Source organism: Chryseobacterium sp. 'Rf worker isolate 10', from assembly GCF_050753305.1.
GTDB lineage: Bacteria > Bacteroidota > Bacteroidia > Flavobacteriales > Weeksellaceae > Chryseobacterium.
Genome location: NZ_JBOZOF010000002.1, coordinates 553,899 through 573,926 on the forward strand (window position 1 = coordinate 553,899; position 20,028 = coordinate 573,926).

15 protein-coding genes are annotated in these 20,028 nt (G+C 36.3%); all 15 read left to right on the top strand.

The window, feature by feature from the left end; genetic code table 11:
- Positions 1 to 11: 11 nt before the first annotated feature.
- The 15 genes from LKL37_RS12445 to LKL37_RS12515 all read left to right on the top strand — a co-directional run bounded on the left by LKL37_RS12445 (position 12) and on the right by LKL37_RS12515 (position 19,987).
- The gene (locus tag LKL37_RS12445; RefSeq protein WP_431610893.1) at positions 12 to 791 is read left to right on the top strand and encodes a hypothetical protein; all 780 of its coding nucleotides are present in this window, start codon (positions 12 to 14) and stop codon (positions 789 to 791) included.
- Positions 792 to 809: 18 nt separating this feature from the next.
- Positions 810 to 1,433: a hypothetical protein gene (locus tag LKL37_RS12450; protein ID WP_431610894.1), complete on the top strand. Its 624-nt coding sequence runs from the start codon at positions 810 to 812 to the stop codon at positions 1,431 to 1,433.
- Between the two features lie 14 nt (positions 1,434 to 1,447).
- Positions 1,448 to 2,215 carry a sensor histidine kinase gene (locus LKL37_RS12455; protein WP_431610895.1) on the top strand — a complete coding sequence of 256 codons (768 nt, stop codon included), beginning with the start codon at positions 1,448 to 1,450 and terminating at the stop codon, positions 2,213 to 2,215.
- Entirely contained in the window at positions 2,184 to 2,861 is a 678-nt protein-coding gene (locus LKL37_RS12460; protein ID WP_431610896.1) for a response regulator transcription factor, read from the top strand. Before LKL37_RS12455 ends, LKL37_RS12460 begins: the two co-directional genes overlap by 32 nt.
- A gap of 149 nt (positions 2,862 to 3,010) precedes the next feature.
- Complete coding sequence (locus LKL37_RS12465; RefSeq protein WP_431610897.1) at positions 3,011 to 4,351, top strand: T6SS phospholipase effector Tle1-like catalytic domain-containing protein; 1,341 nt, start codon at positions 3,011 to 3,013, stop codon at positions 4,349 to 4,351.
- 269 nt (positions 4,352 to 4,620) lie between these two features.
- A complete protein-coding gene (locus LKL37_RS12470) occupies positions 4,621 to 5,355 on the top strand; it encodes a hypothetical protein (RefSeq protein ID WP_431610898.1) in 735 nt (244 codons plus the stop codon).
- 38 nt (positions 5,356 to 5,393) lie between these two features.
- Positions 5,394 to 5,642: a hypothetical protein gene (locus LKL37_RS12475; protein ID WP_431610899.1), complete on the top strand. Its 249-nt coding sequence runs from the start codon at positions 5,394 to 5,396 to the stop codon at positions 5,640 to 5,642.
- 135 nt (positions 5,643 to 5,777) lie between these two features.
- Positions 5,778 to 7,706, top strand: a complete 1,929-nt coding sequence (locus LKL37_RS12480; protein WP_431610900.1) for an ABC-F family ATP-binding cassette domain-containing protein — start codon at positions 5,778 to 5,780, stop codon at positions 7,704 to 7,706.
- 146 nt (positions 7,707 to 7,852) lie between these two features.
- A complete protein-coding gene (locus LKL37_RS12485; RefSeq protein ID WP_167498839.1) occupies positions 7,853 to 8,209 on the top strand; it encodes a hypothetical protein in 357 nt (118 codons plus the stop codon).
- Positions 8,210 to 8,474: 265 nt separating this feature from the next.
- On the top strand, positions 8,475 to 10,868 hold the full coding sequence (locus LKL37_RS12490) for a TonB-dependent receptor (RefSeq protein WP_431610901.1): 2,394 nt from the start codon (positions 8,475 to 8,477) through the stop codon (positions 10,866 to 10,868).
- 18 nt (positions 10,869 to 10,886) lie between these two features.
- Entirely contained in the window at positions 10,887 to 11,471 is a 585-nt protein-coding gene (locus LKL37_RS12495) for a hypothetical protein (protein ID WP_431610902.1), read from the top strand.
- 139 nt (positions 11,472 to 11,610) lie between these two features.
- Entirely contained in the window at positions 11,611 to 12,945 is a 1,335-nt protein-coding gene (locus tag LKL37_RS12500) for a trigger factor (protein WP_431610903.1), read from the top strand.
- A 193-nt stretch (positions 12,946 to 13,138) separates the two neighbouring features.
- A complete protein-coding gene (locus LKL37_RS12505) occupies positions 13,139 to 13,828 on the top strand; it encodes a hypothetical protein (RefSeq protein WP_431610904.1) in 690 nt (229 codons plus the stop codon).
- Between the two features lie 151 nt (positions 13,829 to 13,979).
- Positions 13,980 to 16,844: a M16 family metallopeptidase gene (locus LKL37_RS12510; RefSeq protein ID WP_431610905.1), complete on the top strand. Its 2,865-nt coding sequence runs from the start codon at positions 13,980 to 13,982 to the stop codon at positions 16,842 to 16,844.
- A gap of 299 nt (positions 16,845 to 17,143) precedes the next feature.
- Positions 17,144 to 19,987 (top strand): M16 family metallopeptidase, encoded by a 2,844-nt coding sequence (locus LKL37_RS12515; protein ID WP_431610906.1) that lies wholly within the window; start codon positions 17,144 to 17,146, stop codon positions 19,985 to 19,987.
- Positions 19,988 to 20,028: the final 41 nt, after the last annotated feature.

The following is a 20,028-nucleotide window of genomic DNA, read 5'->3' on the forward strand; positions in this document are numbered from 1 at the left end:
AAACTATGCTTATGTCAACATTAAACATTGTAGACTATATGCTGCCTGTAGAAGAATGCAGGACGGCATCAAGTGAATGGAAAGCTTACTGTTCCGACTTTTCAAAACTGCAAAAGCTGATTCCAACGAACTATGTTTTTAATATTTCCAGCGAACACCTTGAATGGATGAGAGGGTTTAAGGAATATAGAGACTTCTGTTCAGCGGTAGGAGTTTATAGAGATCGACTGATCCTTATTCTTTATCCTATGAATAATGAAGGAGTGAAGATAGATGTCAAAGAATATCCGTACAGCTTCCTTACTGAACTTGACAAAGATCTGAAACTTCAGGAAATCCAGGAGTATACGGTCGTTAAAAATGCAGTTCTTTCCAAAGATTTAGAAAAAACGGAGAAAGATTCCAATATGGCTTTCCCGGTTTCCAACACCCCAATTCTTGAGCAGGATGTAGCCGTAACAGCTATTGAACGTTGGAGAAATGAAGGTATGGACTGGTTTTACAAAGAGTGCGGAGAAGATAAAGGAGCCGGAATTTTCAGAAAATTCTATGTTCCTACAGCTGATCTTTGCCTAGATGATGCGGGTTTAACAGGTATTACCTGTTCTTTTGGACTTAAATACAATGATATTTACGGGAAAATGCTTGTAACCCTTATTTTTATCTCTTTCCGTGCTAACGCTAAGAATGCAGAAGTAGGCGCTGAGACCATTTCAAATACATACGACTGGGCAAAACCATGTCCTCCTATCTGCCGTATACCGGATGTAGACGTAGGATGTGAATTTTAAAAAAATATAAACTGAGGAATGGCTGGACTTTATAAGGCAATTTTATTCCTGAATTATGCACTGCTTCTATCTGTTATACTGCTGGGAGCAGCAAAATATCGCATATTAAACCATAAAGAAAGGCAGTATTTTCATTGTATTGCTTTTCTTTTTTTTATTGAACTGCTGAATCTGGCACTGCCGTACATCTTCAGGCTTAATGATACATCATTTCTCTATCCTTTGTATATCGCAGGAGAGTTTTTTTTGCTGACAGGTTTATTTATCAGAAAACTGGATTGGCCGAAATATGCTCTTGGTATTGTAGGTCTGCTGGCGGGAATTTTTATGATTTCAAAATATGGGTTTGATTATCCATCCAATGCTGATATTGCGAAAGTGGTTTCCAATATCATCATCATCTGTCTTTCCGGATTTACCCTCATCCGCGAGATTAAGAATACCTCTGCACAGAACCGTTTTCTTCTGGTAGATGCAAGTATCTTTTTCTATTATTCGGTTTCGGTATTTATTTTTATTATTCAGCATCAGATCGCAAATCTGTCGGAAAACGATTATTATATTATTCTCAGTGCCAATAATATTCTTTCAAGTATTTTGTACTGTTCATTTTTATACACATTTATCAGATTAAAGAAGTAACTTTAAATATCAATTTGCTGATCCTAATAATTGTTACCATAACAATTATAGTATCCTTTATCCTGTTGGCCTACAGGGCTTTTATCACCAGGATTATAAAGGAAAAGAATGTACAGCATGAGGCGGAAGTACTTCATCAGAAAAAATTAGTGCTGGAAAACATCAAAGCCCAGGAAGAAGAAAGGAAAAGAATTGCGGTAATGATTCATGACGACATAGGAAACCGTCTTAATATCCTTTCCTTATGGTTAAATAACCTGGATACCCAGGGTGATGATCTGATCAAAAAAAATATCTATGGCCAGATGTCTTCCCTGATTGATGCTGCCAGAAGTATTTCTCATTCATTGTACCCTGTAAACCTGGAATCGGTGGGATTGGTTTTATACGTTGAAGAATTAATAGCCAACCTTTCCCATAAAATTAATATCTCCTTGCAGGTAATGCCGGGATATGAAAAGAAAGATCTTTTTGTAGAAGTACAGTTGTACAGGATTATTCAGGAATTTACTACCAATGTGATTAAACATTCGGATGCAACGGATCTCTGGATTTATATAAAAGATTATCCTGATAATATGGCAGTGGTGATTTCGGATAACGGACAAGGTTTTGAATATGAAGAAGTAAAAAAAGGAATGGGAATCAAAAATATAGAATCCCGTATCAAATCTATGAACGCAACACACAAATGGAAAAAAACTTTTTCGAATAAAGGAAGTCGTTTAATTATAAAAATTCCAAAATATCATGAGTTCCCAAATCAAACTAGCACTGATTGATGATGAACAGCTGATCCTCGAAGGGGTAAAAATGTTGCTGTCTAATGAAAAAAATATATCGGTTTGTCTTACCGCTGATAACGGCCCCGATTTTATAGAAGACCTCGGAAAAATTTCAAAAGATGAATTTCCTGATATTGCCCTTGTAGATGTTCAGATGAAACCTATGAACGGTTTTGAACTGGTAGAAATCCTGAAGGAAAAATTTCCCGATCTTAAAATCATTATCCTGTCCTCCCATTATAAAACCTCAATCCTTGGATATATGGTCAAGCTGGGAGTGTCGGCATTTCTTCCTAAAAACTCGAACAAGAAAACATTCATTGATGCCATCACAATGGTTGATAAAAATGGAGTCTTTTTCACCGCTGAAGATCATCAGATGCTGTTTACCTACATGAACAGTACTGCCAAGAAAAATTCTCTTTTTGAAACCGAAGATGAATTGTCCGAAAGAGAAAAAGACGTAGTAAAACTGATCTGTCAGGAATTTACCAACAATGAAATAGGAGAAAAACTCTTTATCAGTCCAAGGACAGTGGAAAGCCACCGGCAGCGAATTCTTGAGAAAATTGGGGCCAAAAATACTGTGGGAATAGTCATTTATGCCATTGTGAACAATATTTACTCCCTTGAAAAAATATAATCTGATTCCGTAGAAATACGGAATTTTTTATTTGGTACTTTCCACTCTAGCGATCCTTGTTTTTCTTCTGTTATTTTGAAATGTCTCTTTTAGGGATGTTAGTTGAAAAAACACAAACAAGATCTGTAATAAAAAATTAAAGTAAAAACATGAATGGCAGCAGCGTGATTTCCGTCGGGATTTTCTTTGACGGTACAGGAAACAATGGGGTAAATATTCTTTCACCGGATAAACCGCTGAACAATAATGAAAGCTACTATGGTACTTTCACCAATATCTATAAATTATACAGTTTATTCATTGGAGATGAGAAAATATATATCGAAGGAATAGGAACCGTAACAGGCAGTGAAGATAGTAATTTTGCGATGGCAACATGTGCCAATCCACCCTATGGAAACGGATATTCTTCTGATGATAAACTTCAGAAAGTTTGGGATTTTATTCAGGACATTGCTCATGACGAAACCAAAGAATACAACTTCTATATCTATGGATTCGGGAGAGGAGGTATGCTGGCGAGAACTTTATGCAATCAGCTTTTGAACCATTTTTCTCCGGAAAACTGCAGAATAAAATTTTTGGGAGCTTTTGATACTGTAGAGTCTAAACCTTTTAATACCTATAATTTAAACATTCCTGTCCAGGTAGAGAATGCTTTTCATATCTGTGCAGTCAATGAAAGTAGATTCTTCTTCCCGCTTACCGGATTTTTTGAAAATTCAAAAGCTATGCAGGATCAGAAATCGGAAAATCAGTCATCTGTTTGGAAGGAAGTTTTCGTACCGGGCGATCATGCGGATATAGGAGGAGGATACCTGGAAGGGCCGCAATCTGTTTATATTTCTACAGATTTCATGAATATTGATGATCTGCATAACTATGTCTCAGATATAAGAAATGCAAAAACAAATGCCGAAGGAAATAAAATATGGGATGCCTTGCTGTCAGGATATGAAGTGGAGACAGCCAATGGGCTTTCACAGGCATATGTGCGCAGAGATAAAGTATACAATGATCTTTCAAAAGTATATGGAAAACTGATGATGGAAGAAACCAATGAAATATTATCCGTTTTTAGTACAGAAAACTATGCCTACTTTGGAACGGATTATAATAAACATGCTTTTCTCAATCGGTTTTATATCAAAATGAAAGAATATATAAAAGATCTTTCCGTAAGCAAAAAACCTATATACGATTTTGCGAAATTGGCAGACTATACCCATATTTCAGCCAACTTCGGATTGTATAGTCATAGTTTCAGGAATAGATCGCAGCAGGAAATTAATATTGAAATGATTAACAACGGGCTCAATGTTTCCAGCAGTACATCTGTTGATCAAACCAGCCAGACAAGACTTTCTGTGGAACTTCATCTGCCGGAAGACAGCTTTGTTGCAGATTTTCTTTATGGAACCAGTGTTCCTAATAATGATATCTGGGTCCGTTCAATTATAAAAACTCCAGCAGTTATTACTTCACATTAAATGAAATGAAGAACCAGTGCAACACTTCTCAGTTTTAAATTTAGGTTAGGGGACATCATTCAGGTGTCTCCTTTTCTTTATAAACACTTTATAGAGCAATGAGTACAATTACGGAATACTAAATTTGGTATTTTATACGGTATTTTTTAGATTTTAATTCTCGTTACTTTGAGTTGTTCATTTCGCGAAGCTTCAAAATAAAAACTGAACAAAGGTGTATTCTGAAAAGCCTAATCTCAAAAAGAGTAAGAACATTAAAGATTAAAACAATGGAAAAGACACTGATTCAAAGACCCGGAACTATGATATACTCAATTAATTTTGATTTTACATCCGCTGATCAAAGACGCATTTTACAATACCTGCAGGCAAACGGATACCAGCTTTTAGGGTATAAAGGAGCAACAGGTCCTAACCAAATCACTTCAGGAGTGCCAACTTGGTTTGCGATGAACTTTACAGAGATGTTCGGTATGGCGGAAATAGATTGTGAACCTCAATATAAAGTATATGTTTTCAATAAAGAAGTTATTCAGCCTAATACAACCATTCAGATGCAGGCATTATCACAGGAAATTTCTTTAGGTACATCCTTAATTTTCCATCCGGATGGCTCATTTACTACTAATGGAAACGCTCCTGAAGGAATAATTAATGTAAGAAATGAAAGACCCGCAGGCACCCCTGGTCTCACTATTGGCCTTGCAGGAAAAGTAAATGGAAGGTTTCAGCCTTTTTGTGCATTTACATGTAATGCAAAAGGAGAGGTGAATATGCAGCCTAATGAAAATATAGTTTTATTGGCGGCTCAGTCCAATACCTATTCAGGATCTGTTGCTGGTAATACTACAACATCAGGATGCCAATTTATGTTCAGTGCGAGAAATATAGAATATGATCTGGAAATTGTTGCGGGAACATATAGTATAACAAGCAGTCCAGGAGCAAGTCCTGTAGATCCTGTACCTGCAGGGCAATCTTTGATACAGCTTCTCAATAAATAGAAACATTTTACATCCAAATCACTAAAACAAAAAAAATTATGAAAGTTTCAGATTGGCTTAAAAAAGCAAACAAACTTTTAGACACTTGTGAATACCAAATCAGTATTAAAAATGGAAGTAAACCCATCACAATGTCTGAAGCGAAGACCTTAAACGAATTGCAGGTTGCAATAGGATCCAACCACGGGATCAAACAGGTGAAATATAAAGAAGCCGAAGCAACCCTTGTAGAAATGATTGCAATGGTACAGGCGGGACAGAAAACACCACCGCTTACACCGGGATAAACGCTCCAGAATCAGTTTATATGCAAAAGAAAAAGCTGTCCGTTCGGGCAGTTTTTTTTATTTCTGGGCTATTCATTTCTTTTTGCGTATTTTTGCACCCGAAAATTCATTATTCATTACTAATTATCAATTAAAATGCTTTCGGTTCAAAGTTTAGGATTACATCATTCAGGAAATTATTTATTTCAAAATGTCAGTTTTACCATCAAAAAAGATGATAAAGTTGGCCTCGTAGGAAAAAATGGAGCGGGTAAATCCACTTTATTAAAAATGCTGTCCGGAGAAATTAATTTCTACGAAGGAGAGGTGGTGACTGAAGGCAGTGTTACCATAGGTTTCCTAAAGCAGGATCTTGATTTCGTAAAAGGAAGAACCGTTTGGGCTGAAACTATGCAGGCTTTCGAGCAGATCAATGCCTGGAAGAATGAGCTTGAAGAGGTGAATCATCAGATGACTGTCCGAACAGACTACGAGAGTGATTCCTATACGGATTTGATTAATAAAATGACCGAGCTGAATGACCTTTTGATGAACCATGATGCCTACAATCTTGAAGGTGACATGGAGAAAGTTCTGTTTGGTTTAGGATTTAAAGCTGATGATTTCCAAAAAATCACCGATGAATTTTCCGGAGGATGGAGAATGAGAATCGAATTGGCAAAATTACTTCTTCAGAAGAATGATATTATGCTTCTCGATGAGCCTACCAACCACCTGGATATGGAATCCATTATCTGGCTGGAGAACTTCCTGAAAGACTATCCGGGAGCAATTGTTCTTGTAAGCCACGATAAACAGTTCATGACAGCGGTGTGTAACCGTACTTTTGATATCAACAATAGAAAAGTAGACGACTATAAAGCTAATTATTCTAAGTATTTGGTAATGAGAGAGGATCGCCGTGAAAAACTGATTCAGGCTAAAAAGAATCAGGATGCGGAGATCAAACAGATGGAAGACAATATTAATAAGTTTCGTGCAAGTGCTACAAAAGCATCTTTCGCACAGTCACTTATTAAGAAATTAGATAAAATACAACGTATCGAAGTTGATAATGAAGACGTTTCAAAATTCAACATCCGTTTCGTACAGTCTATGGTTCCTGGAAAGATCATCTTTGAAGCAGCTCATTTAGGAAAAGCTTACGGACAGAAACAGATTTTTGATGATGTAGACTTTATCGTTCAGAGAGGAGACAGAATTGCTCTTTTGGGACAGAACGGACAGGGTAAGACAACATTGGCTAAAATTTTAGCAGGAGATATTAAAGATTTTTCCGGTACTTGGAATCTTGGCCACAACGTCAACATCGGATACTTTGCTCAGAATCAGGAAGAGGTTTTAACACCTAATAAAACGGTTTTGGAAGAAGCAGAAGACGCTGCAACGGAAGAGACAAGACCAAGAGTAAGAGACTTATTAGGATCTTTCCTTTTCCAGGGAGACGCTGTTACCAAGAAAACAAAAGTACTTTCCGGAGGAGAAAGAAACCGTCTGGCTCTTTGTAAACTGTTGCTTCGTCCTTTCAATACACTAATCATGGACGAACCTACCAACCACCTTGATATCCAGTCTAAGGAAATTATCAAGCTGGCGCTGCAGAATTTTGAAGGAACTTTAATTGTAATCTCGCACGACAGGGAATTTCTTCAGGGACTTTGTGATAAAATCTACGAATTCCGTGATGGGAAAATGAAAGAATTCCTTGGAGATATCAACGAATATCTTGAATACAGACAGAAAGAAACCATCAGAGAGATTTCTGCAGAAAAAGCTAAACTTCACAGCGAAGTAAAGGTAGAACCTAAGAAAGTAGAAGAAAAGCTTGTTGTAAGCAGCAGCCCATCATCAAATATTGTAAGTAAGGAACAAAAAAATATTCAGAATAAAATCAAGAAAGTAGAAGAAAAAATTTCCGAGCTTGAAACAAAAGTGGAAGAAATGGAAGCCTCTTTTGCTAAAGAAAATCCTTCAGATGAAACCTTAGAGAAATACAATAAGGCTAAAGAAGAGCTGGATACAGCTTTGCAGGAATGGGAATATCTTGGAACCCAACTGGATTAAACTAACATATCAATGCTTCATAACTAAAAATTATGAAGCATTTTTTTGTAACAATATCTTTCTTATTTCTACATATTATCAATAATCATAGAGTAATTTAATGAAACTTTAAGGAAACAATTAAATTATTTTCATAATTTTGAACCATGATTTTTAAAGAAAGCAGAAACCTAAAGAGTTTTATCTCCAAGCTATTGTTTGGAGTATATTTTCTCGCGCTGCTTTCTCAGAGCTTTCACCACCATGATTCGGTAGATTATTTTAAGGCTTTCAATCTTAAAAAAGTCGAGAATACGGTGACGAAAGCAGTTACTAAAGAGAAAGCTGGCGACTGTCTGGCCTGCCACTTTTTGGTTACCGGACATACCTTAGCTCCTGAAGAATTCAGTTTTACTTTTGAGCATTACAGCCATGAAGTAAAACAAATCATCGCCATTCAGGAGAAAATTTGGTCACAGACCAAATTCACTTTTCAGCTTCGGGGGCCGCCCGCACTTTCTTAATTCACAGATTCTATAGGGTTTAAAGTTTTTTACTTTAAAGTTCAATGTTGAATGCTTCAAATTATTTGATGTTTAAAGGTTTAAAGTTGTTAGGAAAACAACTGATCGGTTGTAATTGATATTTAAATAATGTCCAATTGCTAGTTTCTAACCTCTAGCTTTTAGTTTCTCATCATTGATACATTGTACAATTAAACTAACCCTCCCACAAATTTTAACGAAAAATGTACCTTATTGAAAAGGGTACGCAATCAATCTATTTACAATGAAATTGATATATTGCCTGCTGCTGATCTTTTGTGGATCAGTATTTACAAGTGCACAAAAAACTTACACTGTAGAGGGAACCGTTCATGATTTTCATGATAAAACACTGCTGGAAAATGCAGTCATTAAAATCGGGAACTTTACAGCCAAAACAAACAAGAAAGGTCAATTTTCTTTTGACAAAATTCCTGCAGGAAAGTATACACTCATTGCTCAGCACCCTGATTGTGATGATTATACTGAAAATATAGGAGTTGATCAGGATGTTCATTTGGTGATCACGCTGGAACATCACGTCAAAGATATCGAAACAGTGACCGTTCACGGAAGCCATAAGAACAATGGAAGTATGGTGGTGAAAACCATTGATAAAGCAATGATTTCAAGAAATGTCACCGAAAACTTAGGAAATTTACTGACGAATATTTCCGGTGTTAACGTTCTTAAGACAGGAAATAATATTGCCAAACCTATTATCCACGGGCTTTATGGAAGCAGAGTTTCCATTCTTAATGATGGAGTGAAACTTGCCGAACAGGAATGGGGAGTAGAACATGCGCCCAATGTGGATGTTAATAATTTTGAACATATTGATGTCATCAAAGGAGCATCTGCTTTGAAATATGGAGCGGGAGCCGTGGGTGGAGTAGTTGTTTTGCAGCCTCAGGTTTTACCTAAGAAAGATACCATTATGGGGAATGTTTCTCTATCCGGAATTTCTAATGGAAGAGGAGCTGATCTTAATGTAAAGCTTGCAAAAACATGGGAGAATGGCTGGGCCATAAAAACCAATGGAAGCTATAAAAAACTGGGAGATCTTCAAGCTCCGGATTATGGCTTGATGAATACCGGGCTTGAGAGTTCAGGATTTAATTTCGGTGTACAGAAAATGACATTTGAAAAAGGTTTTTCATTTGATTATTATCTGACCAAAAGCACAGTTGGAATTCTCAGAAGCTCTCACGTAGGAAACTCCGAAGATCTGCGTACTGCTCTTACCTCACCAGAACCAATCTATCAGAGAGATTTTAGTTATGATATTGATAATCCTAAACAGGAAATTGAACATCATATTGCTAAAGTTTCGGCTTACAAAAGGTTTGAAAATTTTGGAAAAATCACGGCTACTTACAGTTTTCAGTACAATCATAGGAAAGAATATGATATCAGACGTACAGAAGCACTGAGCAAAAAACCGGCATTGGATCTTGAACTGATCACCAATGATCTGAATGTAAACCACCTGATAGAAAGAGGAAACTGGAATCTTGAAACAGGGATTAATGCAGGGTATCAAAACAATTATTCCAATACGCAGACCGAGGCGAGACGTCTTGTTCCGAACTACGACAGGTATTATGCAGGAATTTATTCTGTATTAAAATATAAAATTGCTCCCCAATTGGATCTTGAACTGGGAGGCAGATATGATTACGATCATTATGACGTAACAAAATGGTATGATCTGAGCGATTGGAATAAGACCTATGCCGCAGATTATTCAAATTTTGTAGTAAGAATAAACCAAAACAGAATTCTTACCAATCCATCATTAACATACAATAATATTTCAGTAAACGGAGGACTGGTTTACCATCCATCCGAATATTTTAACCTGAAATTTAATTATGCCAGAGTGTCAAGATCTCCAAATATTGCAGAGCTTTTTGCTGATGGACTTCACCATTCTGCAGCCATCATCGAAAGAGGAGATATGAGAATGAAAAGTGAAACAGGAAATCAGTTTAATCTGGTTGCAGATGTAAAAGCAAATGTTTTAAAAGGATTGAATATTTCAGTTAACCCATACTTTTTTTACACTCAGAATTTTATCAATCAGATTCCTACAGGATATCAGAATACCCAGTGGGGAGGGGCTTTTGTAGTATACAGTTATCAGCAGATCAATGCGAAAATGTATGGATTAGATATTGATGCACAGCTTAAGATCACAGATAATCTGACTTACAAAGGAAGCGGTTCCTATGTTTATGGGCAGGATACGACTAATAATGTACCTCTTATCCTAATGATGCCTCCAAATTTTAACAATTCATTGGAATTCAATAAAAAAGAATGGAAAAATTTCTATTTCAGCGTAAGTAACAATACGTATCTGAAACAGACAAGATTTCCTGTTTATAATGTTCCGATCAGATTATTCGATTCTGATGGAAATGCGTACAATGAAGATGTAGATATCTCTACACCTCCAAGCGGATATTCGCTTTGGAACCTTCAGACAGGGGTGAATCTGTCTAAAAATTTCGGAATTGATTTCTCAGTTCGAAATGTATTCAATAAATCTTACAGAGATTATCTGAACAGACTTCGCTTCTTTTCCAACGAAATGGGAAGAAACTTTATTTTAACTCTTAAATATCAATTTTAATTATTTAAAATCAAAAACATGAAAAATATTTTTAAAAATACTACTCTTATCTTAGGACTTTTCTTTGCTGTTTCTTTAAGCTTAACATCATGTAACAGAAGCGATGATGAAGCAGACGATCTTCCTCAGGAAGAACTTTCAGACGTTCTCTTAAGAGTAACAGACGTGGCTACAGGAACTCCTGTGGTATATGACTATCAGGTGAACAGCACAACGAATCCGAATGTTAAATTGATCAACGGGCATACTTATAACGTAGAAGTTATTTTCAAAAATGGAAATGAAGATGCAACTCAGGAAATTAAAGATGCAAAAGATGAACATTTCTTAGTTTACAATTTTCCTAACTCTGATATCACTTTAACCCGTACTGATGATGCCAGCTCTACAAGAGGAGACGGGAACAGAGTAGGATTGAAAACAAAATGGGTGGTAAACACTGCTGTGAAAAATGCTTCAGCACCTAGTCAGCTGGTTCTTACATTATTCCATCAGCCGGTAACGGTTTCTGAGACTTCTGCAGTAAGTGGAAACGGAGTGATCTACGGAACTCATACAGGAGGAGAAACAGATGCACAAGCCAACTACGATATTATTAATTAATATATCCTTTAATCTTGTTTGAACCACCGGAATTCTCCGGTGGTTTTTTATTTAACAGTATTTGGCGTTATAAGTTGATTTTAAATGGGTGATTTTCATAAAAAATTCATATTTTTGCAACCTAAAATTTTAATCAATAATGAAGGTTACCGCACAAAACCATGATGACGTAAGTGCATTGCTTACAGTAACATTGGAAAAATCTGACTACAAAGAAAAAGTAGAGAAGCAGTTGATTAATTATGCTAAAAATGCGCAAGTTCCTGGATTCAGAAAAGGGAAAGTGCCTTTGAGTATGGTTAAAAAACAATATGAAGCAGGTATTGCATTCGAAGAAATCAACAGACAAGTTTCTGATGCTTTAAACAACTATGTTAATGAAAACAAATTAAGATTAGTTGGTCAGCCTGTTCCTCAGCCAGTAAACGAATTAGATTACAATGCTGATCAATTAGAAGTTGCTTTCGAAGTAGGATATGAGCCTGAATTCACTATAGATTTAGCTAAATATGAAGCTCCTCACTATAAAGTAGAAGCTTCTGAAAAAGAAATCAGCAAGAGTATTGAAAACATGCAGAAGCGTTTCGCTGAGCAGGTTCCTCAAGATAAAATCACTAAAGATTCTTACATTGCTTTAGAAGTTTCTCAGGTTGTGGAAGAAGATGCTGAAGGAGAGCACCACCACCACCCAAAAAACCTTACCATTACAGCTGAAAACAAAGAAGCTTTCAAATTGGTAAAAGGTTTGAAAATGGAAGGTTCTGTAAAAGTAACGAAAGAAACTCTTGCGGGTGACGAAGAATTAGCTAAAGAATTAGGATTCAGCAAAGAAGAAGTTGAGCACCTACACCACAATGAATTAGAAGTAAAAGTAAAAGACTTCTATACATTAAATTTAGCTGAGCTTAACCAGGATCTTTTCGACAAAGTATACGGAGAAGGAAACATTAAGTCTGAGGATGAGCTTAAAGATAAAGTGAAGACTGAACTAGACGAGTATTTCCAGCAAAATGCTGATGTTCACTTTGTGAATAAAGTATTAGAACAGGTAACTGATAAAGAAGAAGTAAAACTTCCTGAAACGTTCCTTGTGAAGTGGTTATTATTCTCTAACCAGAATATCCAGTCTGAAGCACAGGCTCAGGAAATTCTTGAAGCTGAGAAAAACCAATTGAGATACCAGATCATCGAAGGTAAATTGATGACTGATAACGAAATCAACCTTGACTATGCTGATGTATTGGCTCAGGCTGAGCAGTTGGTGAAAAACCAATTGGCAATCTACGGAATCCACCACTTAGGTGATGAAGAAATCCAGAAATATGCTGTTGAAATGTTGAAAGACCAGGAGCAGGTAAGACAAATTTCTTCTGAAGTAGCTATGGCTAAATTGAAAGATGTAATTCTTGAAAAAGCCAGCAAAAAAGAAACTAAAATTTCTCACGACGAATTTTTAGAAGAGCTTAAGAAATAATTATATTCAGATATAAATATTTGAAAACCGTCAATTTTTTGGCGGTTTTTTTATGATGTATCATATCTAAAGTTTAATCAATCATCATCACCAATCATCTATCAATTATCATTCATCATTTATTAAATATTTTCCGCCTATCCTATATGTCCGCCAATATTCCTATATTTACCCAATAAACTTTATTATAAATATGAAAAAGATCATCATACCGTTTTTCTGTGCTGTACTATTCTCAGTACCGGCAGCAGCCCAGAAAAAAGGGACTGCAGCTGCTGCTAAAACAGAAGCTGTAAAATCAAAACTGACACCTAAAGAAGTTCTGGATAATTATTTCAAAGCATTAGGAGGAAAAGATAAACTGGATGCTGTAAAATCTACCATTACTGATAACACGGTTGCTGTGCAGGGAATGGAAATCAAAATGACAACTAAAAAATTAGGAAATAAATTCAAATCCGTACAATCCTTTATGGGGAAAGAAATGGTTCAGCTGTTTGACGGTGAGAAAGGATATTTTGATCAGATGGGAACGAAAACAGATATTCCTGCTGATAAAATTGGAGATCTGAAAAAAGGAAGACCTATCGATGCTTTAGCTTTTGATGCTTCTAATTTCCAGGCGGTATCTACGGAGAAATTGGATGGAAAAGACTATAATGTACTGTCTTCAGATAAAGGAAAATTCTATTTTGATGCAGGAACCGGACTTTTGTATAAAACAAATGCATCAGAAGGAAATGCAACAATTAAAAGTTATATGACTGTAGATGGATTACAGTTCCCTGCTGAAGTAGAAGCTGAGGGAGCAGGTCAGAAAATGACTGTTAAAACTACCAAAGTAGTAATCAATTCTGGAGTTACAGATGCTGATTTTAAATAAAAAATACTATTTTAAGAGATAAAAACCGGGAATTTCCCGGTTTTTTTGTTGATTAATAACTTTAACTCAAATTTAACTATAAAATAGATTTTATGATTTCTTCACCTTGTGAATAATTGGTAGTTTTAGGCTGTAAATAAAATCAAATACCATGAAAAAAGTATTCGCTTCATTTGCGGTCATCTTCCTGATGTCTGCAAATGCCTTTGGACAGAATATCCCTGTGGATCAGTCCGTAAGAATCGGTACCCTTTCCAACGGAATGAAGTACTACATCAAAAAAAACACCTTACCTGAGAAAAAAGTAGACTTCCGTCTGGCGATCAATGCCGGATCTATTCTTGAAGACGAAAATCAAAGAGGACTGGCTCACTTTATGGAGCATATGAACTTCAACGGAACCAAAAACTTTCCGGATAATAAATTAGTAGACTTTTTACAATCCATCGGAGTAAAGTTTGGGCAGCATCTTAATGCTTACACCAGCTTTGACGAAACCGTTTATATGCTTCCTGTTCCATTGGATAAACCAGGAAATCTGGATGCCGGATTGAAGGTAATGGAAGACTGGGCGTTTAATGCAACACTTTCCGATGAGCAGATCAATAAAGAAAGAGGAGTAGTACTGGAAGAGCTGAGACTTGGCCTTGGAGCAGATAAAAGGATGATGGATAAATACCTTCCGAAGTTTTTATACAAATCTCAATATGCAGAAAGACTTCCGATCGGTAAAAAAGAAGTATTGGAAAACTTCAAGCCTGATGTGATCAGAAAATTCCACCAGGATTGGTACAGACCGGATCTGATGGCGATTATCGTGGTTGGAGACATCAACGTAGATGAAATTGAGAAAAAGATCAAGGATAACTTCAGTAAATATAAAAATCCTTCAAAACCCAGAGAAAGAAAATCTTTTGATCTTCCGAATCATAAAGAAACACTTGTAGCCATTGAAACAGATCCTGATGCTACGAATTCTATGGTACAGTTTATCATGAAAGATACAGAGGCTTATACTCCTGATGTAACTATTCAGCAATACAATCAGAGTCTTATAGAAAATCTTTCAACCACGATGTTGAATAACAGATTGAGAGAATTGATCAACTCTACAAATCCGCCTTTTACTTTCGGATCTGTATACCACGGAGGAACTTATGCAAGAAGCAAAGAAGCTTTCCAAGGATTTGCCATGGTAAAAGAAGGAAATCAATTGAATGCACTGAAGGTTCTTTTGGAAGAAGTAGAAAGAGCCAAAAGATTCGGGTTTACGCAGTCTGAGCTGGACAGAGCGAAATCTCAGATCCTTTCAAACCTCGAAAGATCTTATAATAACAGAGATAAAACAGAAAGTGACATGCTGGTAGGTGAGTATGTAAGAAACTTCCTGGAGCAGGAACCCATCCCCGGAATTGCATGGGAATATGAAGATACCAAATCTTTCTTACCATCGGTTACTCTTGCACAAACCAATGACATCATCAAGAAAATGGTGAAAGATGACAGCAGAGTGATTGTAATTACAGGTCCTAAAAAAGATAATGTAACCATGCCTACAGAAGCAATGGTACTGAATACATTTGATGCAGTGAAGATGGCAGATCTTAAACCTTATGAAGAAAAGGCTACGATCAAAAACTTAATAAAACCTTTCAAATCTGAAGGAAAAATCGCTAAAACAGAAACAGATGCCAAGTTGGGAACAACAACCTGGACATTAAGCAACGGAGCGAAAGTAACTTTCAAGAAAACAGATTTCAAAGATGACGAAATTGTATTTACAGCAAGAAGTCTGGGTGGAAGCTCCCTTATTCCGGATGCTGATTACAACAAAACACAGTTTGCTTTCTCTGCACTCACAGAAGCTGGAGTAGGTGGATTCTCTAAAGCAGATCTTACCAACTATCTTGCCGGTAAACAAGTGGGAGTAAATCCTATGGTGACCAATCTTTTTGAAGGAATTTCCGGAAGAACTACTCAAAAAGATCTGGGAACAGCTATGGAATTGATATATGCTTATTTTACAAGCTTAAATTATAACCCGGCTTCCTTTAATGCGTACAAAGAAAAACAGTCAGCAATGCTGAATAACCTGTTGTCGAATCCTCAGGCTTATTTTTCTAATGAGCATGCAAAATTCATGAATCAGAAGAATCCTAGATTTATCGGGGTTTTCCCAATGGAAAAAGACTGGGCAAATACAGACTATAAAAAAGCATACGATATCTACAAAGAGAAATTTGCCAATGCCGGAAACTTCCAGTTTTATTTCGTAGGAAATATTGATGAGGCAAAGTTTAAAGATGAAGTACTGCAGTATATTGCAAGTCTGCCGTCATCAGGAAAAACCACCATGTTTAAAGATACAGGATACAGAACGATGACCGGAGAGTATACAAAAGTGTACAAAAAAGGAAAAGATCCAAAGAGTATGGTATCTATCTCATACAGTGGAGAAGCTCCTTACAATGAGAAAGAAGCTTTAGCATTATCTGCTCTTGGAGAAGTGGCTACCATCAAGGTGATCGAAAAACTGAGAGAAGATGAAAGCGGTATCTATGGTGGAGGTGCCAGAGGTAGCATGAACAGAATTCCTTATGGTACTTACAGTTTCGGGATCAACTTCCCTTGTGGGCCGGAAAATGCAGATAAACTGACGAAAAGTGCTATTACAGAGCTTCAGAAGCTTATTGATAATGGTCCTGAGCAAAAAGATCTGGATAAGTACAAAGAAGGAGAGTACAATGACAACAAAACAGAACTTAAAGATAATATGTTCTGGATGAATGCTATTGCTAAAAACCAGTTAGACGGAAGTGATAAATATGATATCCTTAATTATCAGGATAAAGTAAAAGCGCTTACTGTAAAAGACCTTCAGGATGTTGCCAAAAAATACCTTACAAAAGGAAGAATCGTGGCAACCTTAATGCCGGAAGATGGTTGGGAAAAGTCCAAAAAAGAAGAACCTAAAAAAGCAGAAGTCACAGCTGTAAAAGCAGGCGCTGCTAATTAATTTTTTTCTTAAAATAAAAAAAACCGTTGTATTTTACAGCGGTTTTTTTTGTTGAGTAAGAATAATATAATGATGATTAATGGCAATTTTTAGCTTAATGATGAAAATGAACTTATTTTTAATTAGTCTATTTAATATTATTTGTGGATATTTTAAACTAAAAATCGTTTTTATCAATATAAAAGCAATAATTTATTTTCATTTTGTAATATTTAAATTTTTTAACTTGAATTTAACCCTGTTGTAAAAGGCTAATTGTAGGGAGAAATGATATTTTTGAGTGTCAAAAAATAATGCAGATGAAAAAAATATTATCTTCGTTTTCAGTCATCTTTCTGATGTCAGTAAATGTCTATGGACAGAACATCCCTGTGGATCCTTCTGTAAAAATCGGTACTCTTTCCAATGGAATGAAGTACTACATCAAAAAAAATGCTCTGCCTGAGAAAAAAGTAGAATTCCGTCTGGCGATCAATGCCGGATCTATTCTTGAAGAAGAAAATCAAAGAGGACTGGCTCACTTTATGGAGCACATGAATTTCAACGGAACCAAGAACTTTCCGGATAATAAATTAGTAGACTTTTTACAGTCTATTGGGGTAAAGTTCGGACAGCATCTTAATGCCTCTACAGGTTTCGACGAAACAGTTTACATGCTTCCTGTTCCATTGGATAAACCCGGTAATCTCGATGCCGGCCTGAAAGTGATGGAAGACTGGGCATTTAATGCAACACTTTCTGACGAACAGATCAATAAAGAAAGAGGCGTAGTACTGGAAGAACTAAGATTAGGTCTTGGGCCGGATAAAAGGATGATGGATAAATACCTTCCGAAACTTTTATACAAATCTCAATATGCAGAAAGACTTCCGATTGGGAAAAAAGAAGTAATTGAAAACTTCAAACCTGATGTTATCAGAAAATTCCACCAGGACTGGTACAGACCGGATCTGATGGCAATTGTAGTGGTAGGAGATATCAATGTAGATGAAATCGAGAAAAAAATTAAGGATAATTTCAGCAAATATAAAAATCCTTCCCAACCTAAAGAAAGAAAATCTTTTGACCTTCCAAACCATAAAGAAGCACTCGTAGCTATTGAGACAGATCCTGATGCTACAGGTTCCGGAGTACAGTTTATCATCAAAGATTCTAAAGCTTATCAACCCGATGTAACTGTTCAGCAGTATGATCAAAGCCTTATAGAAGGTCTTGTGAATATTATGTTGAACAGCAGATTAGCCGAACTGGTTAATTCCACAAATCCTCCCTTTACTTATGGTGCTGTATACCACGGAGGAACTTATGCAAGAAGCAAAGAAGCATTTCAGGGATCGGCTGCCACAAAAGACGGTGATCAGCTGAATGCATTGAAAGTTCTTTTGGAAGAAGTGGAAAGGGCAAAAAGATTCGGATTTACCCAATCTGAATTAGACAGAGCAAAAGAACAGATGCTTTCTTCTTATGAATGGGCTTACAATAACAAGGACAAAAACCAAAGTGGTGATCTGATTGATGGATATGTAAGCAATTTCCTAAGACAGGAACCCATTCCTGGAATTACCTGGGGATATGACCATATTAAAAAAGTCCTTCCAACCGTAGCACTGGAACAAACCAATGGAATTATTGAAAAGCTGGTAAAGGATGACAGCAGAGTGATCGTGATTACAGGACCGGAAAAAGATAATATTAAAATGCCAACAGAGGCTATGGTTCTGAATACTTTTGACGCGGTGAAAATGGCCGATCTTAAACCTTATGAAGGAAAAGCTAAAGCTGAAAGCTTAATAAAACCTTTCAAATCTGAGGGGAAAATTATTAAAACAGAAGCAGATGCAAAATTAGGAACAACCACCTGGACATTAAATAACGGAGCTAAAGTTACTTTCAAAAAAACAGATTTTAAAGATGATGAAATTGTTTTTACAGCGATAAGTTTAGGTGGAGCATCAGTCATTCCGGACGCCGGTTATATTAAAACACAGTTCGCTTTCGATGCTTTACTGGAAGCCGGATTAGCAGGGCTTTCCAAAACAGATCTTACGAATTATCTTGCGGGAAAACAGGTTAGTGTAAGCTCTTATGTCGGTGGATCTGCAGAAGGTGTTTCCGGAACGAGCTCGAAAAAAGATTTAAAAACAGCTATGGAGCTAATCTATGCTTGTTTTACAGATTTAAATTACAACCCTGATGCATTCAACGCCTATAAAGCAAAGAAATCTGCAATGCTGGCCAATGTGGATTCAGATCCAGGATATTATTTTTCTAATGAATATTCAAAATTTATCAATCAGAAAAATCCAAGATTTACCGGGCTGGAACCAACAGAAAAAGATTGGGCGAATACAGATTATAAAATGGCGTATGATATCTATAAACAGAAATTTGCCAATGCGGGCAATTTTCACTTCTATTTTGTAGGAAACATAGATGAAGCACAGCTTAAAAATGAAGTAGTGCAGTATATTGCATCACTTCCTGCAACAGGAAAATCATCTACATTTAAAGATACGGGGTACAGACCTGTGAAAGGAGGATATACAAAAGTTTATAAAAAAGGAAAAGAGCCGAAGAGCCTTGTTACAATTTCCTATAGTGGAGAAGCTCCTTATAATGAGAAGGAAGCATTTGCCCTTTCAGCTCTTGGTGAAGTAGCTACCATTAAAATTCTTGAAAAACTCAGAGAAGACGAAAGTGGCATTTATGGAGGCGGAGCAAATGGAAGTTTCATGAAAATTCCATACAGTGCCTACGATTTTAGTGTTAATTTCCCTTGTGGCCCTGAAAATGCAGATAAGCTTACAAAAAGTGCAATTGCTGAACTGCAGAAATTGATAGACAAAGGCCCTGAGCAAAAAGACCTTGATAAATACAAAGAAGGAGAATACAACGAATATAATACAAGCCTTAAAAACAACGGATTCTGGTTACAGGGAATTTCTCAAAATCAGGTAGACGGCAGTGATAAATATGCTATTCTGAATTATCCGGATAAAGTAAAAGCACTTACTGTAAAAGATCTTCAGGCTGTTGCTAAAAAATACCTTACAAAAGAAAAAAATATAGCAACGCTAATGCCGGAAGATGGGTGGGAAAAAACTAAAAAAGAAGAAACAAAAAAAGCAGGAACATCTAATTAATCCGTTTTTTAAAACTTTAAGAAATAAGAAAACCGCAGATT